This is a genomic window from Corynebacterium sp. LaCa_70, assembly GCF_058182015.1.
Map to the genome: position 1 here is coordinate 1984668 of NZ_CP190914.1, position 19710 is coordinate 2004377.

15 protein-coding genes are annotated in these 19710 nt (G+C 55.8%); 6 read left to right on the forward strand and 9 right to left on the reverse strand.

Annotated elements, in window-relative coordinates:
- Window positions 1–7 precede the first annotated feature (7 nt).
- From ACP8MI_RS09110 to ACP8MI_RS09130, 5 genes are all read left to right on the forward strand, one after another.
- Window positions 8–196: a hypothetical protein gene (locus tag ACP8MI_RS09110; protein WP_049148411.1), complete on the forward strand. Its 189-nt coding sequence runs from the start codon at window positions 8–10 to the stop codon at window positions 194–196.
- Window positions 196–1617 carry a hypothetical protein gene (locus ACP8MI_RS09115; protein WP_049148409.1) on the forward strand — a complete coding sequence of 474 codons (1422 nt, stop codon included), beginning with the start codon at window positions 196–198 and terminating at the stop codon, window positions 1615–1617. Before ACP8MI_RS09110 ends, ACP8MI_RS09115 begins: the two co-directional genes overlap by 1 nt.
- Window positions 1610–2167: a DUF6286 domain-containing protein gene (locus tag ACP8MI_RS09120; protein ID WP_049148407.1), complete on the forward strand. Its 558-nt coding sequence runs from the start codon at window positions 1610–1612 to the stop codon at window positions 2165–2167. The genes ACP8MI_RS09115 and ACP8MI_RS09120 overlap by 8 nt, the downstream gene beginning before the upstream one ends.
- A complete protein-coding gene (locus ACP8MI_RS09125) occupies window positions 2164–2727 on the forward strand; it encodes an Asp23/Gls24 family envelope stress response protein (protein ID WP_049148405.1) in 564 nt (187 codons plus the stop codon). Before ACP8MI_RS09120 ends, ACP8MI_RS09125 begins: the two co-directional genes overlap by 4 nt.
- A gap of 107 nt (window positions 2728–2834) precedes the next feature.
- The gene (locus ACP8MI_RS09130; protein ID WP_126844585.1) at window positions 2835–4100 is read left to right on the forward strand and encodes a cation:proton antiporter; all 1266 of its coding nucleotides are present in this window, start codon (window positions 2835–2837) and stop codon (window positions 4098–4100) included.
- 13 nt (window positions 4101–4113) lie between these two features.
- On the opposite strand, the gene ACP8MI_RS09135 is transcribed toward ACP8MI_RS09130, so the two are convergent.
- The 5 genes from ACP8MI_RS09135 to rpsL all read right to left on the reverse strand — a co-directional run bounded on the left by ACP8MI_RS09135 (window position 4114) and on the right by rpsL (window position 10447).
- A complete protein-coding gene (locus ACP8MI_RS09135) occupies window positions 4114–4686 on the reverse strand; it encodes an LppP/LprE family lipoprotein (RefSeq protein WP_053083572.1) in 573 nt (190 codons plus the stop codon).
- A 915-nt stretch (window positions 4687–5601) separates the two neighbouring features.
- Complete coding sequence (tuf, locus tag ACP8MI_RS09140) at window positions 5602–6792, reverse strand: elongation factor Tu (RefSeq protein ID WP_018121316.1); 1191 nt, start codon at window positions 6790–6792, stop codon at window positions 5602–5604.
- Between the two features lie 444 nt (window positions 6793–7236).
- Window positions 7237–9369, reverse strand: coding sequence for an elongation factor G (gene fusA / locus ACP8MI_RS09145; protein WP_049148401.1), 2133 nt, complete (start codon window positions 9367–9369; stop codon window positions 7237–7239).
- Window positions 9370–9604: 235 nt separating this feature from the next.
- Entirely contained in the window at window positions 9605–10072 is a 468-nt protein-coding gene (rpsG, locus tag ACP8MI_RS09150; protein ID WP_018121318.1) for a 30S ribosomal protein S7, read from the reverse strand.
- A 6-nt stretch (window positions 10073–10078) separates the two neighbouring features.
- A complete protein-coding gene (rpsL, locus tag ACP8MI_RS09155) occupies window positions 10079–10447 on the reverse strand; it encodes a 30S ribosomal protein S12 (protein ID WP_018121319.1) in 369 nt (122 codons plus the stop codon).
- Between the two features lie 349 nt (window positions 10448–10796).
- Here rpsL and ACP8MI_RS09160 point away from each other — a divergent pair, with 349 nt between their 5' ends.
- Window positions 10797–12380, forward strand: coding sequence for a polysaccharide deacetylase family protein (locus ACP8MI_RS09160; protein WP_239211961.1), 1584 nt, complete (start codon window positions 10797–10799; stop codon window positions 12378–12380).
- Between the two features lie 96 nt (window positions 12381–12476).
- Here ACP8MI_RS09160 and ACP8MI_RS09165 read toward each other — a convergent pair whose 3' ends face one another.
- The 4 genes from ACP8MI_RS09165 to ACP8MI_RS09180 all read right to left on the reverse strand — a co-directional run bounded on the left by ACP8MI_RS09165 (window position 12477) and on the right by ACP8MI_RS09180 (window position 19668).
- Window positions 12477–13262, reverse strand: coding sequence for an energy-coupling factor transporter transmembrane component T family protein (locus ACP8MI_RS09165; RefSeq protein WP_144737730.1), 786 nt, complete (start codon window positions 13260–13262; stop codon window positions 12477–12479).
- 1 nt (window position 13263) lies between these two features.
- Window positions 13264–14676: an ABC transporter ATP-binding protein gene (locus ACP8MI_RS09170; RefSeq protein WP_049167378.1), complete on the reverse strand. Its 1413-nt coding sequence runs from the start codon at window positions 14674–14676 to the stop codon at window positions 13264–13266.
- A gap of 40 nt (window positions 14677–14716) precedes the next feature.
- Window positions 14717–15349 (reverse strand): ECF transporter S component, encoded by a 633-nt coding sequence (locus ACP8MI_RS09175; RefSeq protein WP_144737732.1) that lies wholly within the window; start codon window positions 15347–15349, stop codon window positions 14717–14719.
- 323 nt (window positions 15350–15672) lie between these two features.
- The gene (locus ACP8MI_RS09180) at window positions 15673–19668 is read right to left on the reverse strand and encodes a DNA-directed RNA polymerase subunit beta' (protein WP_018121324.1); all 3996 of its coding nucleotides are present in this window, start codon (window positions 19666–19668) and stop codon (window positions 15673–15675) included.
- Between the last annotated feature and the right edge of the window lie 42 nt (window positions 19669–19710).

The following is a 19710-nucleotide window of genomic DNA, read 5'->3' on the forward strand; positions in this document are numbered from 1 at the left end:
GGGTTTTATGAACAACATTAGTTACACACTGATTGGCGCACTGGTAGGCATTGGTCTTTTGCTGCTGATCTACATCACCGGCTGGTATGCCCTCTGGGCCATTCCGTTCGGCCTGATTGGTGCCGCCATCGGCGCACACTTTGATGGCCGCATTGATCTGACGCAAATTTTCTCTTCAGGTAAAGGTCGGGGCTAATGGAAAAGCAGGATAAACCTGCGGCCACCACGGAATCATTTGCGAGCTCTTCTTCCAGCACCGTCGACAAGACTGAACACACTCAGGAAGCTGAGCGCAATTCAGACTCGTCGCAGGCTGCAGGTACTACCAGTTACAAGACTCGGGTCGCTGAACACGTCGTAGAGCGTGCGATTTATAGCGTGCCGGGCACCACGGACGTTGACGGCGGTCTGCTGTCACGCAATTACCCGCGATTCGATATCCGCTTGGATCAAGAACGCCAGGTTGCCTCAGTCGACGTCGTCATCGCTGTGGTGTGGCCTTCGCCCGCAGTCCGGGTTGCAACGGAAGTGCGCACTGCAATCGCAGAGGCGTTGGATATCTACATGGGATATGAGGCAACGCGCGTTAACGTCACCATCGGTGAAGCTGTCCCATCCAAACAACGGATTGGCCGCGACGACGTAGCAGCACGTCAAAGATTTTCCCCCCGGAATATCGCCGTCGGCGAAATCGAGGTTGTCCAACCAATTATCGATTCCAAGACAGAAACTCTGCGGGAGATTTCAGTGGAAGATTCCGCGCCACTCCGCGAAATCACCACTACGCGTCGCATCGATGAGCTCACCGCGGTCGAGACCCGCGAATTGGCGGTTCGACACGAGGTAGAGTCCCCGTGGCCGAAACCGCTTGGTGTCATCGCCGTCGCTGAGCCAATGGAACCAGTTTCAGTTGAAACTCCGGAACCAACACCACTTCGGGAAATCCGAGTCACCGAACTTGAGCCCACTCGCACCGTAAAGGTGCCACGTGAGCGCAAGGTCATCTCGCCGACTACGCCAAAGCAGCAAAAATTAGCCTCGGTACACACGCCGGAGCAACAACCGCTGCGGGAAATCAACGTACCAGCACCAGCTGCTTTACGGGAGATTTCTGTCGGTAAGCTTCCGGAAGTATCGGTTGCTACGCCAAAGCAGCAACCACTACGCGAAGTCACGGTACCGGAGCCGCAAGAGCTGACGAACGTCAACACGCGCTCATTTGAACCCCGATCAGTCTCACTACCGGACGAGCGAAAGCTGCGTGAAGTGGTCTCGCGCAAACCACGTGTTCGCAGCGTTACTGCTCCGAAACCACGGAAACCGCGGGCGGTTGATGTGCGTCGGAAGAAACTTCGCAAGGTGCAGTCTCCGCGACCAGTGCCGTTGCGCGACATTGAAGTTTTCGACGTGGGGCATTCTCGGAAACCCGAGGTACCGAAGCCACGGAAGTTGCAAAAAGTGCGTACACCGATGAAGCGACAACTGCGGAAGCCGTACGCGCCTGCTGATCATCCTTTCCGCTCAGTCACCGTTCCCCAACCGCAACCGTTGCGCGCGATCTATCTCAAAGATCCACGCGAAGTTGCCCGAGAGATTAGAGGTGGTTCACGTGGCTAAGGAGGCTTCGTTCCAAGGACAAGAACCAAAAGCATCGCCGATCGCGCGAGCTTTAAGCGTTCTCCTCGGCCTTTTGCTGTTGGCATTAGCTGGCGTATTAATCCGCGAAATTTGGTTTGTACTTCCGAATGACGATCAACAAAGTTGGATCACCCCAATCACAGAGTTTTTTGGTCAAGATGAGCTTCCTGAATGGATCGTCTGGGTCGGTGTGGGCTCGATCGTCGTTGGCTTATTACTGCTTATCGTGACCTTCAAACCTCGGCCGCGCACACATCGCGCGGTAAACAGCACTGCCGCAACCTGGATGCGCCCAGTAGACATTGCGCGCATCAGCTCGGCTACGGCACAACAGTTACCAGGAGCTCGGTCGGCTCACTCGAAGATATCGAAAAAGAAGCTTCGCGTCGTTATTGAAGGCGACGTGAATGATTCTTCGTTGCCACAGCGCGCTGAGGAAGCCATCACGAGAAAGCTTGCCTTTTTGCAGAACCCACCTGCTATCGATGTCAGCGTCGAAAATGAACACTCCCAGGAGGGCGTATCATGAGCAAACTGACCGCTTTCATCGATCGGTTCATCTTCTTCTTCATCGCGGTTGGGCTGATCGTATTTGGTCTGTGGCCAGTACTCGTGCATTTTGATGTGCAATTTGCCAAAGACCTAGCGCTCTGGAGGGATCCGGAAGCGTGGAAGACGCTACCCGAGCAAGATTGGTACGAATACCTGCTCTGGGGTGTGCTAGCGGGATCGATCATTATCGGTTTGTGGTTGATCGTCATCAACCTACGTCGCCGTACGTTCTCACAGGTAGGTTCCTCGGCATCGGATTCTGCCGGTGAAATTACTATGCACATTGGGCATATAGCCAAGGCGGTCGCGGCGCAACTAGCGACCGACTCCGACATAACGTCGGCGAAGCACAAAGTGTCCATCGACCGCGCACGACCAACCATTGAGTTCACGGTTAATGCTCGACCCGAAGCCGATTTAAACAAACTCAACGACATGATCGAGACGAGCGAAGCAGACTTGCGGGATGCTATCGAAGACGTCGATATCGACACCGTATACCGATTGCATATGGACAAAGTCGAACCAGCCGTCTAGCTAGGGGCACAGCACCCCTACGGACATATCGAAACCGCGTGCAAGGGAATTTTACCCACACGCGGTTTTCTTATGTCTTGCTCGCGATTATGCGTAGTCTATAGATCATGGACGGCACCGGAACGCACGCAACTGACACGATTATTCTCGCAGCTGGAGCAACAGAATATACTGATGCGCTGGTTTCCTTTGCATGGATCATGGCTGCAGCACTACTTGCTCCACTGGTAGCGTTTGTGTTTAAAAATCGGATTCCCGCAGTTGCACTACTTCTGGTATTCGGAATGGTTATCGGACCTTCTGTACTTGATCTGGCTGCCGAAGAAGAAGGCATCGGCATGCTCAAGGAACTCGGCGTTGGTGCGTTGTTCTTGCTCGCAGGCTTCGAAATCAACCTGCAGTCTCTGCGCTCAAAGCAGGCGAAGATCGGCTTATCAACTTGGCTTGTGTGCGCGGTCGCCTGTGGCGTCGGGGCATACTTCTTAGTTGATACTATCCCGGGTGCGATCGTCGTCGCGCTCGCTCTCACATCGACGGCGCTAGGCACGCTGACTCCAATGCTCAAGCAAGACAACGTAACCGGTACTAAGGTCGGTGATTCGGTGTTGATTCATGGAGCGATTGGTGAACTTGCTCCCATTACCGCGATGGCGCTCTTGCTGGGAACTCATGACACCTGGACGACTTTTCTCGTCATGGTGGCGTTTATCGGCGTTGCCGCCTTGGTAGCCGTTGCGCCCGCAGCAATTATCCACGCGATTCCAGGCGTCGGGCGGGCATTTCTTTCTGGTGCAGGATCTACCAACCAGACGATTTTGCGGCTTATCATCTTGATCCTTGCTACCCTCATGGCCGTAGCCGCAGTGTTCGAACTCGATATTGTACTGGGTGCATTTGCCGCTGGAATTATTCTCAACCGGATTACCCCAGATGAATTTCATAAGCCACTTGAACACAGGCTCGACGTGGTGTTTTATTCGATGTTGATTCCCATCTTTTTCGTGGTTTCGGGGATGGCAATTAATTGGCAAACCATCGCCGATAATCCGGGCAAAGTATTGGGAATTCCTGCCCTCATTTTGGTCACGCGCGGGCTTCCCGTATACCTGCGGGAGGTGTTCGCAGACACCGGCTCAGGCATTACAAAACCACGCGAACAACTGCAAGTTGGGCTATATTCGGCGACCGGACTCCCTATCATCGTCGCAGTGACCAGCCTCGCAGTGGATTCTGAATTGATGCAGCAACAAACTGCGTCAATTTTCGTTGCCGGTGGCGCACTGACAGTGGCTATCTTCCCGTTCCTGGCGAGCATCATAGGAGGAAAGACCGGCAAAGTGGAAACCGTGGAGAAAAGCACACCCACGTCCTAACCTGGAATCGAAATTAATAGGACGGGACGTCCCCGGTCATGATTATCTTCTCCTGAGCGTCATCCCAATGGAAACCAGCATGTGTTCGGCCCGAAGGATTCGCATTTCCTTCGCCCTCACGCGGCCATCGATAAGTAACTGCAATTTCAGAATCATTAACCTGTTGGATTCTAGGAGAAAAAGCGTACGGCTCGGCGGTCGCAGTGCCCAAAAAATCCCCATGGTGATACAGCATGATGTGATACGGCGAGGATCCAGTAGCGCCCTCTAACGTAATCGTGATCCAAGACAATTCCGCACAGGGGTCATAAGCATCAACATCCGGACGCCAAGCACTCCCCCTATACGGCTCAATATAAGAAACACCAACCTCATAGGCTGTTAAAGAATCGTCTGTCCCACAATGCTCACCTACTGCAGCCTGGGGCTCTTGATCCTTATCTTCAGCAGAATTCTGCTCAGCGCCCTGATTGGCGGACGACGGAGCCTCGGATTTGTCTTGATCCTCCGGATTTACGGAATCCGAATCTGTTGCAGCTGCATTATCTTCTGGCTTAGTATGCGGTTTTCCTGAATCCGCGACCACAGCCTCATCGTTGTCTGAATTCCAATCACCTAACGCAGCCTATGCGATACCAGCTGCTGCCAAACTTAGCACGACTATAACCGCGCCAATAACGAACGCCCGTTTCTTGCGTGAAGTCGCCGATCTGTCAGGAACTGGGTAGCCGACGCCCCCCCATTCTCATGTGTGATAGATTGCGTAACAGCCTCATCACCGACAGTGACTGGTTGCCATGAGTTGGTTTCCGGGTGATTGCTTACCGCGGACCAAGAAGACTCAGGCTTATCCTGCCCCCAATCGTATGGGGCTTCGGAAGACGATTGAGAAGTAGATTGTAACGCCGCTGGGTCGCCTGACCTCGATGAATTCTCGTGTGAGGTTGATTCATTACTTTCCGAGCCAGACTGAGCACCCCAGTCATATTTTTTAGACGGACGACCCCAAGAATTGCTGGCAGACAATAGATAGGCTCCTTAGCTACTAAGAATCGACGAGTTAGCAACTACTGCGTGAGGTAGCCGCCGCGAATTGCGTGGGTAGCTAGTAATCACTCTGCTACCAGGTATGTTCGTTGAATTATGTTCTTGCGTTGCAGCCTACTATAGCCTGCGAACGAGCCCTATCGAGGTGGTTCTGGGGAACAATCCCCGTGTTCGCACTTCTGTCCTGTGTCAGGGATGAGCACACGGCACAGGCAAAATCAGATTGTGGTGTTGCGGCTACTGCTTTAGACGCAAAGATCGTGGTAATGCGTTTTTGGTGTGTTTGCTTGCGGTTAATACGCCAGCATCAACTGCAACAGGTTTTATGCTCTGGTTGTGTCCTCCAGGTAATAATTGGGTATGCAAAAAGCCGCTACCGATAAATCGATAGCGGCTTGCGAGTCAGCTAGCTACTGCGTTTAAAACGAGCAGCGATGCCGTGCAAGATCTGGAATTAGTCCAAGATCTTGTTAACAACGCCGGCGCCAACGGTACGGGAACCTTCGCGGATAGCGAAGCGCAGGCCCTCGTCCATAGCGACTGGCTGAATCAGTTCGACGGACATGTCGACGTTGTCGCCTGGCATGACCATCTCGGTGCCCTCAGGCAGGGAAACAACACCGGTAACGTCGGTGGTGCGGAAGTAGAACTGAGGACGGTAGTTGTCGAAGAATGGGGTGTGGCGTCCGCCCTCGTCCTTCGACAGAACGTAGACGGAACCCTCGAACTTCTTGTGGGTGGTGTATGCACCAGGTGCAACGATGACCTGACCACGCTCGACGTCTTCGCGCTTGGTACCACGAAGCAGCAGACCAGCGTTGTCGCCAGCTTCGGTGTAGTCCAGCATCTTGCGGAACATCTCGATACCGGTGATGGTGGTCTTCTGGGTCTTGTCCTTGATGCCGATGATCTCGACTTCTTCGTTGACCTTCAGGGAGCCACGCTCAACACGACCGGTAACAACGGTACCGCGACCGGTAATGGTGAAGATGTCCTCGATAGGCATCAGGAATGGCTTGTCGGTTGCGCGGTCTGGATCTGGGATCGACTCGTCGCAGGCATCCATCAAGTCAACGATGGCCTGAACCCACTTCTCCTCGCCTTCCAAGGCGCCAACAGCGGAGATGTGAACGATTGGAGCTTCTTCGTCGAATTCCTGGTCAGCCAGGAGCTCACGGATTTCCATCTCGACGAGCTCGAGGATTTCCTCATCGTCAACCATGTCGCACTTGTTCAGAGCAACCAGGATGTAAGGAACGCCAACCTGGCGAGCCAGCAGAACGTGCTCGCGAGTCTGTGGCATTGGGCCGTCGGTAGCTGCAACAACCAAGATAGCGCCGTCCATCTGAGCGGCACCGGTGATCATGTTCTTGATGTAGTCAGCGTGACCTGGGGCGTCCACGTGCGCGTAGTGGCGCTTAGGAGTGGAGTACTCCACGTGGGAGATGTTAATGGTAATACCGCGCTCCTTCTCCTCAGGAGCCTTGTCGATCATGTCGAACGCGAATGCCTGGTTTTCATCAGGATACTTGTCCGACAGAACCTTGGTGATAGCTGCGGTGGTGGTGGTCTTGCCGTGGTCGACGTGTCCGATAGTGCCGATGTTCACATGCGGCTTCGTACGCTCGAACTTCTCCTTTGCCACTGTATGTCCTCCTGGACTTTATCGGTGGCTACGACCTTCGCAGCCACGGGGTTTATCTCTTTTGCCTACTAAGTTACCTGCGTTTTCGCCACAGGCTTGTGGCAGGCAACGTCTTACAGGTATGCCCGTTACCTGATCCTAGAATTATGGCACAGATATATCAAACCGTTGTTACTAATAAACGGCTTTCTTCTCACCATAGCATTAAGATCATGGGCCTTCGGGTAACGGCCGACTCAATCCACGCAAGTGGGCTAATCGAAGCCCCCGCTGCCATAGATTCCCAGTCAGGAAACCATTAGAAGCGTATTCGCTATGAATTCAGCTCGGCCGCAACCCGATGATCCCGAGTTCTCCGCACGGGGATGGCGCAAATGGAGCACCATCCTACCGCGAACGGAAACCATCCCGGGACGGGGATGCTAACTCCCCTGGGTGTTCGATCTAGTTAGCCGAACCGCCGGTACGTGCAGCGATGACTTCTTCAGCCACAGACTGCGGAACTTCACCATAGGAGTCGAAGACCATGGTGTAGTTTGCACGACCCTGGGTACGGGAACGCAAGTCACCGACATAACCGAACATGGAAGACAGTGGAACGCGGGCCTTGACAACCTTGGCGCCCGAACGGTCATCCATCGATTCCACCTGTCCACGGCGAGCGTTGATGTCACCGATGACGTCACCCATGAATTCTTCAGGGGTGACAACTTCGACGGCCATCAGAGGCTCGAGGAGGACTGGCTTAGCCTTAGCGACAGCTTCCTTCAGAACCTGGGAACCAGCCAGTTTGAAGGCCATTTCCGACGAGTCAACATCGTGGTAAGCGCCGTCTTCCAGCGTCGCCTTGATGTTTACCAATGGGTAGCCGGCCAGGTAGCCGTACTGCATTGCGTCCTGGATACCAGCATCGACGGACGGGATGTACTCCTTCGGAATACGGCCACCGGTGACCGCGTTTTCGAACTTGTACAGTGGGCTCTCGCCTTCTTCCAGCTCGCTCTCGTCTGGAGCATAAGGCTCGATGGAAACGATGACCTTAGCGAACTGACCCGAACCACCAGTCTGCTTCTTGTGGGTGTAATCCAGGGAAGCAACAGATTTACGGATGGTCTCGCGGTAAGCAACCTGCGGGTTACCGATGTTTGCTTCGACCTTGAACTCGCGCTTCATGCGGTCAACCAATACGTCCAAGTGCAACTCGCCCATACCACCGATAACGGTCTGGCCGGATTCTTCGTCCAACTTGACAGTGAAGGTTGGGTCTTCGTCGGCAAGACGCTGGATAGCGGTGGACAGCTTCTCCTGGTCAGCCTTGGTCTTTGGCTCGATGGCAACCTGGATAACTGGGTCTGGGAAGTCCATGGACTCGAGGATGATTGGATCTTCCTTCGAGCAAATGGTGTCACCGGTGGTGATGTCTTTCAGACCGATGATCGCGTAGATATTACCTGCCAGTGCTTCGTCAACAGGGTTTTCCTTGTTGGCGTGCATCTGGAAGATCTTACCGATGCGCTGCTTCTTGTTCTTGGTCGAGTTCAGGACTTCGTTGCCTGGTTCCACGCGGCCGGAGTACACGCGAACGAAGGTCAACTGACCGAAGAATGGGTGCGCAGCAATCTTGAATGCCAGGCCGGAGAATGGCTCTTCCGACGATGGCTTACGACGCATCTCGACTTCTTCGTTGCCCATCTCGTGACCGATAACTTCGCCGACGTCCATTGGGTTCGGCAGGAAGTCGATAACAGCATCGAGCAGTGGCTGGACACCCTTGTTGCGGTAAGCGGTACCGCAGTAAACAGGGTAAATCTCAGAGTTGACGACCAGTTTACGGATCTGGGCCTTCAGTTCATCGTTGGAGATTTCTTCGCCACCGAAGTATTTTTCCATGAGCGCTTCATCGGTCTCAGCGACGGCCTCGACCAACTTCTCACGGTATTCTTCAGCCTTGTCCTTCATGTCCTCAGGGATGTCTACCAGCTGAGGTTCTGCACCGACCTCAACCTTGCCAGGCCACAGGTAGGCCTTCATCTGCAGCAAGTCGACAACGCCGTCGAAGTCATCTTCAACGCCAATTGGCAGCTGCATAACGAGTGGCTTGGCACCGAGGCGGTCGATGATGGTCTGTACGGTGTAGTAGAAGTCCGCACCCAGCTTGTCCATCTTGTTCACGAAGCAAATACGTGGAACGTCATACTTCGCAGCCTGACGCCACACCTGCTCGGACTGTGGCTCAACGCCTTCTTTGCCGTCGAAAACGGCTACGGCGCCGTCCAGAACACGCAGGGAACGCTCCACCTCAACGGTGAAGTCAACGTGGCCTGGAGTGTCAATGATGTTGACCTGGTTACCTTCCCAGAAACAGGTAACAGCTGCGGACGTAATGGTGATGCCGCGTTCTTTTTCTTGCTCCATCCAGTCGGTAGTCGAACCACCGTCGTGGGTTTCACCAACCTTGCGGTTAATACCGGTGTAGAACAAGATACGCTCGGTAGTGGTGGTTTTACCAGCATCGATGTGGGCCATGATGCCGATATTGCGAACCTTTTTTAGATCCTTAAGCACTTCTTGTGCCACAGTTTTACCCCATCAAAATAGTTGTTGCTGTAAATTTCCGCGCGCAATTCGCGTTACTTGCGATAATGCCACGAAAAGTTTCATTTGGCAGCTATGCGCTGCTAAACAAAAGACCCGCAAGCCTCCAGGTTGTGCTGGTGCATTCCGGGTCAATCTGTGATATCCAGGCCGCGAACGGCTCCTCACTGGGAAGCACCTCACATGGTTAAGCTTCGCAGCCTGGCTATACAGCGAATTACCAGCGGTAGTGGGCGAAAGCGCGGTTGGCTTCTGCCATCTTGTGAGTGTCTTCACGGCGCTTCACGGAAGCACCCAAACCATTGGAGGCATCCAGGATTTCGTTAGCCAGACGCTCGATCATGGTGTTCTCGCGACGCTTACGAGTAAAGGTAACCAACCAACGCAAAGCCAAAGTGTTCGCACGGCTTGGACGAACTTCCATAGGAACCTGGTAGGTAGCGCCACCAACACGACGAGAGCGGACCTCGAGATCCGGACGGATGTTGCCCAGGGCCTTTTCCAGGGTACCCAATGGATCAGTGCCGGTCTTTTCCTTGCACTTGTCTAGCGCACCGTAAACGATACGCTCAGCGGTAGCCTTCTTACCGTCGAGGAGAACCTTGTTGATCAGCTGAGTGACCTGCTCAGACTGGTACACCGGATCTTTGACAACTGGACGCTTTGGAGCTTGATTCTTACGCATTGTTTATTACCCCTTCTTTGCGCCGTAACGGGAACGAGCCTGCTTACGGTCCTTAACACCCTGGGTGTCAAGAGCACCACGGACGATCTTGTAACGAATACCTGGAAGGTCCTTTACACGACCACCGCGAACCAACACCATGGAGTGCTCCTGCAGGTTGTGGCCCTCACCTGGGATATAGGCTGAAACCTCAACACCGGAGGTCAGGCGAACACGGGCGAGCTTACGCAACGCGGAGTTCGGCTTCTTTGGGGTGGTGGTGTACACGCGGGTGCACACGCCACGACGCTGTGGGGAACCCTTCAGCGCTGCGGTTGCCACCTTCGACTTCTTATCGTGGCGGCCCTTGCGGACCAGCTGTTGAATAGTTGGCATAAACCAGTCTTTCTTGTCGGTTGAGTTTTCTTACACCTTGCTACGTAAAGCACGCTACTTGCTGGCAAACGTACCCAAACACGCAAAAATGGGGGCTCTTTTCCGGGGCCCTTCCGCGTGTCCAGAACGTCTCCATGAGCAATTTTGTGCACCGTGAAGATGATCAGACTTTCATCCCACAACAAAGGCGGGACGAACCAGACTGAAGTATAACAGTTTTTGAGTTGGATCTCAATACCGTTATTCACACCGGGTGTTCAACAGCAGCGCTCAACAGCGATGCGTGCCGCATTTCTCACTTTTTACCGAATTTCCTGCAGTTCTCGCCGCCGTTACTTACCGTGAAGATATGACAGCTTCAAACATATTTGGGTCAACAGCCACGAAAGCACGCTACGCAACCCTGGCTAGCGTGGCTTCCCTATCGCTGCTACTTGCCAGCTGCGCTGAAGCTTCCGACGAGACGTCCACCGCTGAGAAAAATGCAGGCAACAACGCGGCGACCACCGAATCGGAGGCACCGACGACGTCGGCAAGCGTGTCACCTGCACCTACCGAAGATAAGTTTTATTTCGCGAATTCGGATTATGCGGGGATCAAATCCGTTGTCAGCAAGGAAGAGACCGCGACGGTGGAATCTTACGTCGAAATCCCGGAGACTGATTTCCCGGGAATCAACAAAACTATTCAGGCCGAAGTCACTGACCTCCGCGAGCATTTCCGTTCGGTGACCCGAGATTCCACGCCACAGTTCGACGGTAAATTCAGCGAACGACTAAGCTATACGGTTCTTTACCGCGACAACGGCGTGCTGACGTTGGCGCTCAACACGCTGTTCGATACCCAGGGCGCGGCCCCCGAACGCAACCACCGGGTGCTGAGTTTTGATACCGCCAATGACGCTCACATCTCCGTAGCTGACCTTTACGACGGCGCCGTCACCGCAGATGGCGAAATTATTCCCGATCACCCGGGAATCGCTGAGCTCTCCACACTTGCACGCGAAGAATTAGTCGCCAACTACGACGCCGCCGCGGTATTCCCAGATAATCTCACCCCCGATGCCCTCGGCGGATTCACGCTTGCCGACGACGGCCACACGTTGGTTCTCCATTTCGATGCAGGCACCGTAGGCGCATACTCCACCGGCAAAATTGCGGTCGCGGTAGATACGCAGAAATTAGCTCATACTCCAGATTCCGCATTGGCAACGCGGCTATTAGGCACGAACGGCGACGACGACGCGAAGCGCACCAGTTCAGACGAGCACGCGGCCGGTGTAGAACCTGCAAACACAGCAAACCATAGGCACCTCGCGAAAGCCCCACGGAATCCTGATGCTCCACGAGTTGCGTTAACCTTTGACGATGGACCGGCCGCCAACACCAACCGCCTGCTGGACACTCTCGCGCAATACGACGCCAAAGCGTCATTTTTCACCGTCGGCTCCAGCATCGACGCCAACCCGGCACCGGTAGCCCGAGCTCTCAACGAGGGCCACGCCGTCGGCAACCACACCTACAATCACCCGGACCTGACCACACTCGGCGCAGATGGAATTCGCAGCGAACTACAACGCGGAAATCAAGCCATTGCGGCGGCCACCGGTGGTTATACCCCCAATTTGCTCCGTCCGCCCTATGGTTCCACCAACCAGACGGTCAATAATATCGCAGCTGAATTTGGCTTGGCGAACATGATGTGGTCCGTAGATACCCGCGACTGGGAGCACCGAGACTCTTCACTCGTCTGTAACCGCGCGGTGACCAATGCCTACGACGGCGCAGTGATTTTGATGCACGATTTACACGCCTCTACCGTCGACGCAGTGCCATGCATCCTGGATTCCCTCAGCAGCCAGGGCTATGAATTTGTCACCGCAGACCAAATTTTCGGCGGCATACAACCCGGTATGAACTACTACGGCGGTTAATCAGCCGGTCTGCTCAGCGCCAAACTAGTACCAAGCGAGCGCGAAACCAGCCCCAAACCTACACCAAACCAGTACCAGCTGACAGAGCGAGCCAGTTTACAGGCCGAACCAACGCCAACTGCCGACAAGCACAGCAATTACCACCGGGATTGCAGCGCACACCGCGGCTGCACCTAGTGCTTGCCAATCGGCTGAGTGCAAACGCGATGGGCGTGCCCATGTGCGCTTAGCTCCTTGCAGCGGGGCACGACCAAAACCACGTGCCTCCATAGCGGTGGCAAGTTTTCCGCCACGACGCAAGGCCAACACCAACAGGCCAAAAGCCATGGTGAAAAAATGTGCAATCCTGCCGCGGTCAGCCAACCCACGAGCACGACGGGCTCGATGCATCGCCACCCTATCGTCGTGGAACAGGCCAGCCATGCGCACCCCGGCAACAGAACCGATGACAAAGCGTTCCGGGAAGTGCAGAATCTGCGCCAGAGCATCTCCCAGCCTGGTGGGGTCGATATTTCGTGCCAATAAGATCACCGGGCTGGCTACGGCCAGAATACGGATCATGATGGCAATAGACAGCTCAATCGAGTTATCCGAAATGGTCATTAACCAAAACTCAAAATAAACCTCGCCACCCTCGGCTCCATACAGCAGCATCGACGCACCAGAAACCGGGGCGATCAGTAGCAGCGGCCACAAAACACCGAAAATCCTTTTCGGCCCTACCCCAAGCAGCAGTGCCGCGAGGATAGTAATGCTGAGCGACATCGTCGCACTCACCCAATCCAGGCTCAACAGCAATGGCGTGGTGATAATCAGCATGATGAAGATCCGCGTCAGCGGGTTGATCCGGGAAGTGCCAGACGGACTCACTTCTGCAGACATGTCACTGACCCCCTGCACGTAACAATTCCACGTGGTTATCCCCTAGAGCTGCGCGGTAGTGCTTGTCATGGGTCACCGAAACCACCGTGACGCCATCGTCGACCAGCCCGCGCACTATCGAGACCAATTCGCCGAAAGTATGTGGGTCTTGACCGAAAGTAGGCTCGTCGAAAAGCAACAACTGTGGTGCAGCGATCAACGCGGTGGCCACCGACAGGCGTCGTTTCTCCCCGCCGGAAAGAGTGAAGGGATTGGCCTGCGCCAGGTGTGCCAGGGAGAGCCGTTCTAATAGTTCGTCTGTGCGTTTGCTCCCCACTTTGATCCCCATAACCTTGGGGCCCACGTGGAGTTCTTCCAGCACTGTTCGGGCAACAAACTGGTGCTCCGGGTTTTGAAACACATAACCAATCCGCTGCGCTAACTGCCGGGACTTCCACTTCGCGACGGGCCCACGCAGGCCATCTCGGATCGACTCAGAAAATTCGATGCTTCCCGATGCCAGCGGCCGCAGGCCCGCCAGTGTCATCAATAGCGTGGTTTTACCCGCTCCATTTTCACCGGTAATCACGGTCGAAGCATGGGCCGGTAATTCCAGGCTACGCGGTGGCAGGTGCGTTGGTTGTTCTGTTGCCGTCACAGATTCCGCCGTCAGTGCCGCGGAATTCTTAGCCAACTTTATCTGGGCACGCGGTAGGCCGGATATGCGGCGTCGGGCGATTATTTCGCGGGCCGGCGCGTCGTCGACAAGCCTGCCGGAGGCAAACTCCAACCCACGCTCCAGCACATCCTCCCACACCTCGTAGTTATGCTCGACGACGAGGAGCGTCGCACCAGTGTGCTCGACGACATTCGCCACCGCTGCAACCACATCATGAGCGCCCTGTGGATCCAGGTTCGCCGTGGGTTCGTCGAGGATGATGATTCCCGGGCGCATGGCGATAACCCCAGCGAGTGCCAGGCGTTGTTTCTGGCCCCCGGATAGTTGTGCCGTGGGGTGGTCTAGCGGAAGATCCAGACCCACCAACGGCAATGCCTCGCGCACACGCCGCCAAATTTCGGTGCGCTCCAGCCCTAAATTTTCACAGCCGAACGCCACATCATCACCCACGCGGGAGGCAATCACCTGCGAGTCGGGGTCTTGCAGCACGAGCCCGACTGGAATCATTGAGTCCGCAGCCTCCCGGGTTCCGGAATCATCACTGAGCTTGAGGCTTCCGGTTTGGTCGCCTTCTTCATCTCCGCCGAGAACGCCCGCGATGGCAGACACCAGGGTGGATTTTCCGGATCCAGAATCGCCGCAGATCAGCACCCGCTCCCCAGCAGGAATGCGCAGATTGAGCTTGTCGACGGCAGGCTGGGCGCGTCCGGCGTGCGTCCAGGTGTAATTCGAGATCTCAACGGCGGTAGCTGGCATGACTGAAATTTATGAGTTAGCTAGTTGGCTTTAACAGGGACTAGGCACGTTGTTCACGGCCTGCGGAAAACCGATCAAGAGCACCGGTTTTCGCGAGCGATTTCATCAGGTAGAAGCCGACCACACCGGCCAAAATCGCACCAGAAATTACTACACACACCAGGTAAATGATGTTGAATTCTAAAGATTTAGCGAGATTTGGCGACAAAAACAGCTCTAGGGTCCACGCACCTACACCGGCGCCAATACCGGACAGAGTGGCAACAAACAGGTTGAAGCGGCGATAAGCGAAAAGGAAAAAGATGAGCTCTGCACCGAGGCCTTGTGCCAAGCCCGAATACAGTGTTTCCGGGCCCCACTGTGAGCCCAGTGCAGCCGAGACACTGGCCGCAATAACCTCGACGAGGATGGCCGCACCCGGTTTACGAATGATCAAACCACCCAGCACACCGCCGAGTAGCCAAATGCCCACGGCGAGGCCACCCAACCCCGGTGTAAGACTATCCATCGCGGTGAACCACGCGTAGCCAATGTTGTTCCAGACGACGAAGATAAAACCGGTCGCGATACCAAGAATCGCCATAATCACGATGTCTACCGGGCGCCAGTTGAGCTTTCGCTTCGGTGGGGTCGTGGTCATGTTCGCAGAGGCGGTTCGCGCGTTGTCAGTCATCCTAAACCTTTCTCAAGGATCCCTATGATTTCTTAAGCTTGCTTTACGCTATACCCAACCTGCTGGTTTACCAAAGGAATATGGGGATAATCACGCCTCGCTAGGGCCAGGATCTATGTCAAGTTCTCGGGCACTCGCTTTTTACTAATGGGCCATTTGCAAGCTTTTCGTTAGGGCGAGCACGAGACCGTGGACTTATATGACATGCGAAAAGCCCTATCCCAGGAAGGGATAGGGCTAGTGCTTGTGCTACTCCGGCAGAAACAACCAGCGGACTAGGGCCGGTTGCACCGCCGAAAGTTTAGAGCACGCGGTCTACAGGTTTACAGCTCGAAGGTCTCATCCAATGGGACGGAAGCGCCAGTGAAGTCACTGTAACCATCATCGCCGTAAATGGAATCACCGTAGGTCGGGATGGAGTATGCCGCATTGCGGGCAGCCTCCGTCGGCTTGACGGTGATGTTGCGGTAACGGTTGATGCCGGTACCAGCCGGGATGAGCTTACCGATGATGACGTTCTCCTTCAGACCGATCAACGAGTCAGAACGCTTGTTGATGGCGGCGTCGGTAAGAACGCGGGTGGTCTCCTGGAACGATGCGGCCGACAGCCACGACTCGGTAGCCAGGGAAGCCTTGGTGATACCCATGATCTCGGAACGCATCTCGGCAGGCTGGCCACCTTCGGCGACCTGTGCCGCATTGACCTGCTTGGCCTCGGAGAGGTCGATCAGGTTGCCCGGCAGCAGCGAGGTAGTACCGGAATCGATGACGGTACCGCGACGCAGCATCTGGCGGATGATGATCTCGATGTGCTTGTCGTGGATAGCCACACCCTGGGTGCGGTACACGGCCTGCACTTCGTCGATCAGGTGCTTTTCGACGCCACGACGCCCCAGAACTTCCAGAACATCGTGTGGATCGGCCGCACCGCGCAACAGACGCTCGCCGACCTCGACGTGGTCGCCGTCGCGCAAAGCGCGCTCGATCATGGCATCCGGGTTGGATTCCATTGGGCGACGCACCTGGGCCAAGCCCTGGCGCTTCGACAGCTTCTCGTAGACGACGTTGTCCGAACCATCATCTGGGTGGATGGTCAGAGTCCAGAAGTTGCCTTCATCCGACAGCGAGATCTCGCCGGCGACGGAGGCGATTGGGGCGCGGTTCTTCGGGTTGCGGGCCTCAAACAGCTCCTGCACACGTGGCAGACCACCGGTAATGTCGCCACCGACACCACCCTGGTGGAAGGTACGCATCGTTAGCTGGGTACCAGGCTCACCAATCGACTGGGCAGCCACGATACCGACGGCCTCGCCGATGTCGACCAGGTTGCCGGAAGCCATGGACTTGCCGTAGCACTTCGCACAGACACCTGCTGGGGTCTGGCAGGTCAGAACCGAACGAACCTTGATTTCGGTGATGCCAGCGTCGACCAGCTTCTGTGTGTTCTCTTCGGTCAGGTCGTCGCCACCAGCAACCAGGACTTCGCCATTCGCGTCCTTGACGTCGCTGGCAACCACGCGGCCAGAAGCGGAGGTCTCCCACAGCTCGTGTACCGCGTAGGTGTCGTCGGTGATCTGCTCGCCGATCGGAACACGCACGCCCTGACGGGTTGCACAGTCTTCTTCGCGGACGATGACGTCCTGAGCGACGTCGACCAGACGGCGGGTCAAGTAACCGGAGTCTGCGGTACGCAGCGCGGTATCGGCCAGGCCCTTACGGGAACCGTGCGAGTTGTTGAAGTACTCGAGAACCGACAGGCCTTCGCGGAAGGAAGTCTTGATCGGACGGGTGATGTAATCACCCTTCGAGTTCACGACCATGCCCTTCATACCGGCCAGCGTCCAGATCTGGCGCATGTTACCGGCCGCACCCGACTTCACGATCATCGGAATTGGGTTGTCATCTGGGTACAAGTCCTCGACGGAGGAACCAACCTTGTCGGTGGCATCCTTCCAAAGTTCCACGAGACGCTCGTAACGCTCGCGCTCGGTCAGCGCACCCTGCTCCCAGTATTTGCGCTCGATACGCTCGGCCTCGGCCTCGTAGGATTCCAGGATCTCGGTCTTGTTCGGCAGGACCAACACGTCGTGCATGGTGATGGTCACGCCGGAGCGGGTTGCCCAGTAGAAGCCGGCATCCTTCATCTTGTCCAAAGTCTGTGCCACGGAGATCATTGGGTACTTAACGGCCAAGTCATTGATGACGTCGCCAAGCAGGATCTTCTCGTCGCCGCCGCCCTTACGGACCATGACGCCCTCGAGATAAGGGTAGTCCCAAGGCAGGAGTTCATTGAACATGATGCGACCCAGGGTGGTATCAGCCAACCAGGTGTCGCCGCGCTGCCAACCTTCTGGGAACTGCGCTTCTTCAATCTCGCGCGGTGGGCGCAAGTGGGAGATGCGGACCTTGATCGGTGCCTGCACACCAAGGACGCCGCGGTCGCGCGCCATGATGGCTTCCGCGTAGGACGAATAAACACCCTGCGCTGGACCGTTTTCGTCACCTGGCTGGTAACGGCCCTCGCCGCCCTGCTCGTCGGCACGCTTGTTCATGGTCAAGAAGTACAAACCGGTGACCATGTCCAGACGCGGCATCGCCAATGGCTTACCGGATGCTGGCGAGAGAATGTTGTTCGACGACAGCATCAGCACGCGGGCTTCGGCCTGGGCCTCGGCCGACAGTGGTAAGTGGACTGCCATCTGGTCACCGTCGAAGTCGGCGTTGAAGGCCTCACAGGCCAGCGGGTGCAGCTGAATAGCTTTACCTTCGACGAGTTTCGGCTCGAATGCCTGGATACCCAGACGGTGCAGGGTTGGTGCACGGTTCAGCAGAACTGGGTGCTCGGAAATTGCTTCTTCCAGCACGTCCCAGACCTCTGGGCGCTGGCGCTCAACCATGCGCTTCGCGGACTTAATGTTTTGCGCATAGTCATTTTCCACCAGACGCTTCATGACGAACGGCTTGAAGAGCTCCAACGCCATCAGCTTCGGCAGACCACACTCGTGCAGCTTCAGCTGCGGACCGACGATAATAACCGAACGGCCGGAGTAGTCCACACGCTTACCCAGCAGGTTCTGACGGAAACGACCCGACTTACCCTTCAGCAAGTCAGACAGCGACTTCAGCGGGCGGTTGCCTGGGCCTGCGACTGGACGGCCACGACGGCCGTTGTCGAACAGTGCATCCACCGACTCTTGCAGCATGCGCTTTTCGTTGTTCACAATGATCTCAGGAGCACCAAGATCCAGCATGCGCTTCAAACGGTTGTTGCGGTTGATGACACGACGGTAAAGGTCGTTCAAGTCTGAGGTCGCGAAACGGCCACCGTCCAGCTGCACCATCGGACGCAGCTCCGGCGGGATGACTGGAATAGAATCCAGGACCATACCGGCAGGGTCATTGCCGGAGTTCAGGAACGCAGCGACGACCTTCAGGCGCTTCAACGCGCGCATCTTCTTCTGGCCCTTGCCTTCGTTGATGATGCCGCGCAGCTCCTCAGCTTCGGCCTCCAGGTCGAAGTTCCGGATCAGGGTCTGGATAGCTTCCGCGCCCATGCCACCGGTGAAATAATCCTCGTAACGATCGACGAGCTCTTCGTAGATGGTCTCGTCGATGATCATCTGCTTTGGAGCCAGCTTGACGAAGTGGTTCCAGATTTCATCCAAGCGATCGACTTCGCGCTCGCCGCGCTCGCGCATGTGCTGCATTTCTTTCTCGGCAGCGTTTTGCACCTTACGACGTGCGTCGGCCTTCGCACCGGCTTCTTCCAGTTCCGCCAGGTCCTGCTCCAGCTTTTGGGCGCGCTCGGCGATCTCGGACTCTGTGTCGTCTTCTACGTCCTTCTTTTCCAGAAGCATTTCTGCTTCCAGGGTGGACAAGTCGTTGTGGCGGGCTTCCTCATCTACCGAAGTGATGATGTTCGCCGCGAAGTAGATGATGCGCTCCAGGTCCTTTGGAGCCAAGTCCAGCAGGTAGCCCAAACGGGAGGGAACACCCTTGAAGTACCAGATGTGGGTCACTGGAGCGGCCAGTTCGATGTGGCCCATGCGCTCACGGCGCACCTTGGACTTGGTCACCTCAACGCCACAGCGCTCACAAATGATGCCTTTGTAGCGGACACGCTTGTACTTGCCGCAGGCACATTCCCAGTCGCGGGTTGGTCCGAAGATGCGCTCACAGAACAAGCCGTCGCGTTCCGGCTTCAGGGTGCGGTAGTTAATGGTTTCCGGCTTCTTGACCTCGCCCTTGGACCAACGGCGGATGTCGTCGGCAGTGGCAAGACCAATGCGGAGTTCGTCGAAGAGGTTTACGTCAAACACGTAAATGCCCTTTCCCCTCCGATGAAGGAGGGATTGCAATGA

Excerpts from the sequence above, each read along its gene's own strand:
- ACP8MI_RS09110 (WP_049148411.1), top strand. The coding sequence starts at position 8 with ATGAACAACATTAGTTACACACTGATTGGCGCACTGGTAGGCATTGGT.
- ACP8MI_RS09115 (WP_049148409.1), top strand. The coding sequence starts at position 196 with ATGGAAAAGCAGGATAAACCTGCGGCCACCACGGAATCATTTGCGAGC.
- ACP8MI_RS09125 (WP_049148405.1), top strand. The coding sequence starts at position 2,164 with ATGAGCAAACTGACCGCTTTCATCGATCGGTTCATCTTCTTCTTCATC.
- ACP8MI_RS09130 (WP_126844585.1), top strand. The coding sequence starts at position 2,835 with ATGGACGGCACCGGAACGCACGCAACTGACACGATTATTCTCGCAGCT.
- rpsG (WP_018121318.1), bottom strand. The coding sequence starts at position 10,072 with ATGCGTAAGAATCAAGCTCCAAAGCGTCCAGTTGTCAAAGATCCGGTG.
- rpsL (WP_018121319.1), bottom strand. The coding sequence starts at position 10,447 with ATGCCAACTATTCAACAGCTGGTCCGCAAGGGCCGCCACGATAAGAAG.
- ACP8MI_RS09160 (WP_239211961.1), top strand. The coding sequence starts at position 10,797 with ATGACAGCTTCAAACATATTTGGGTCAACAGCCACGAAAGCACGCTAC.
- ACP8MI_RS09165 (WP_144737730.1), bottom strand. The coding sequence starts at position 13,262 with ATGTCTGCAGAAGTGAGTCCGTCTGGCACTTCCCGGATCAACCCGCTG.
- ACP8MI_RS09170 (WP_049167378.1), bottom strand. The coding sequence starts at position 14,676 with ATGCCAGCTACCGCCGTTGAGATCTCGAATTACACCTGGACGCACGCC.
- ACP8MI_RS09175 (WP_144737732.1), bottom strand. The coding sequence starts at position 15,349 with ATGACTGACAACGCGCGAACCGCCTCTGCGAACATGACCACGACCCCA.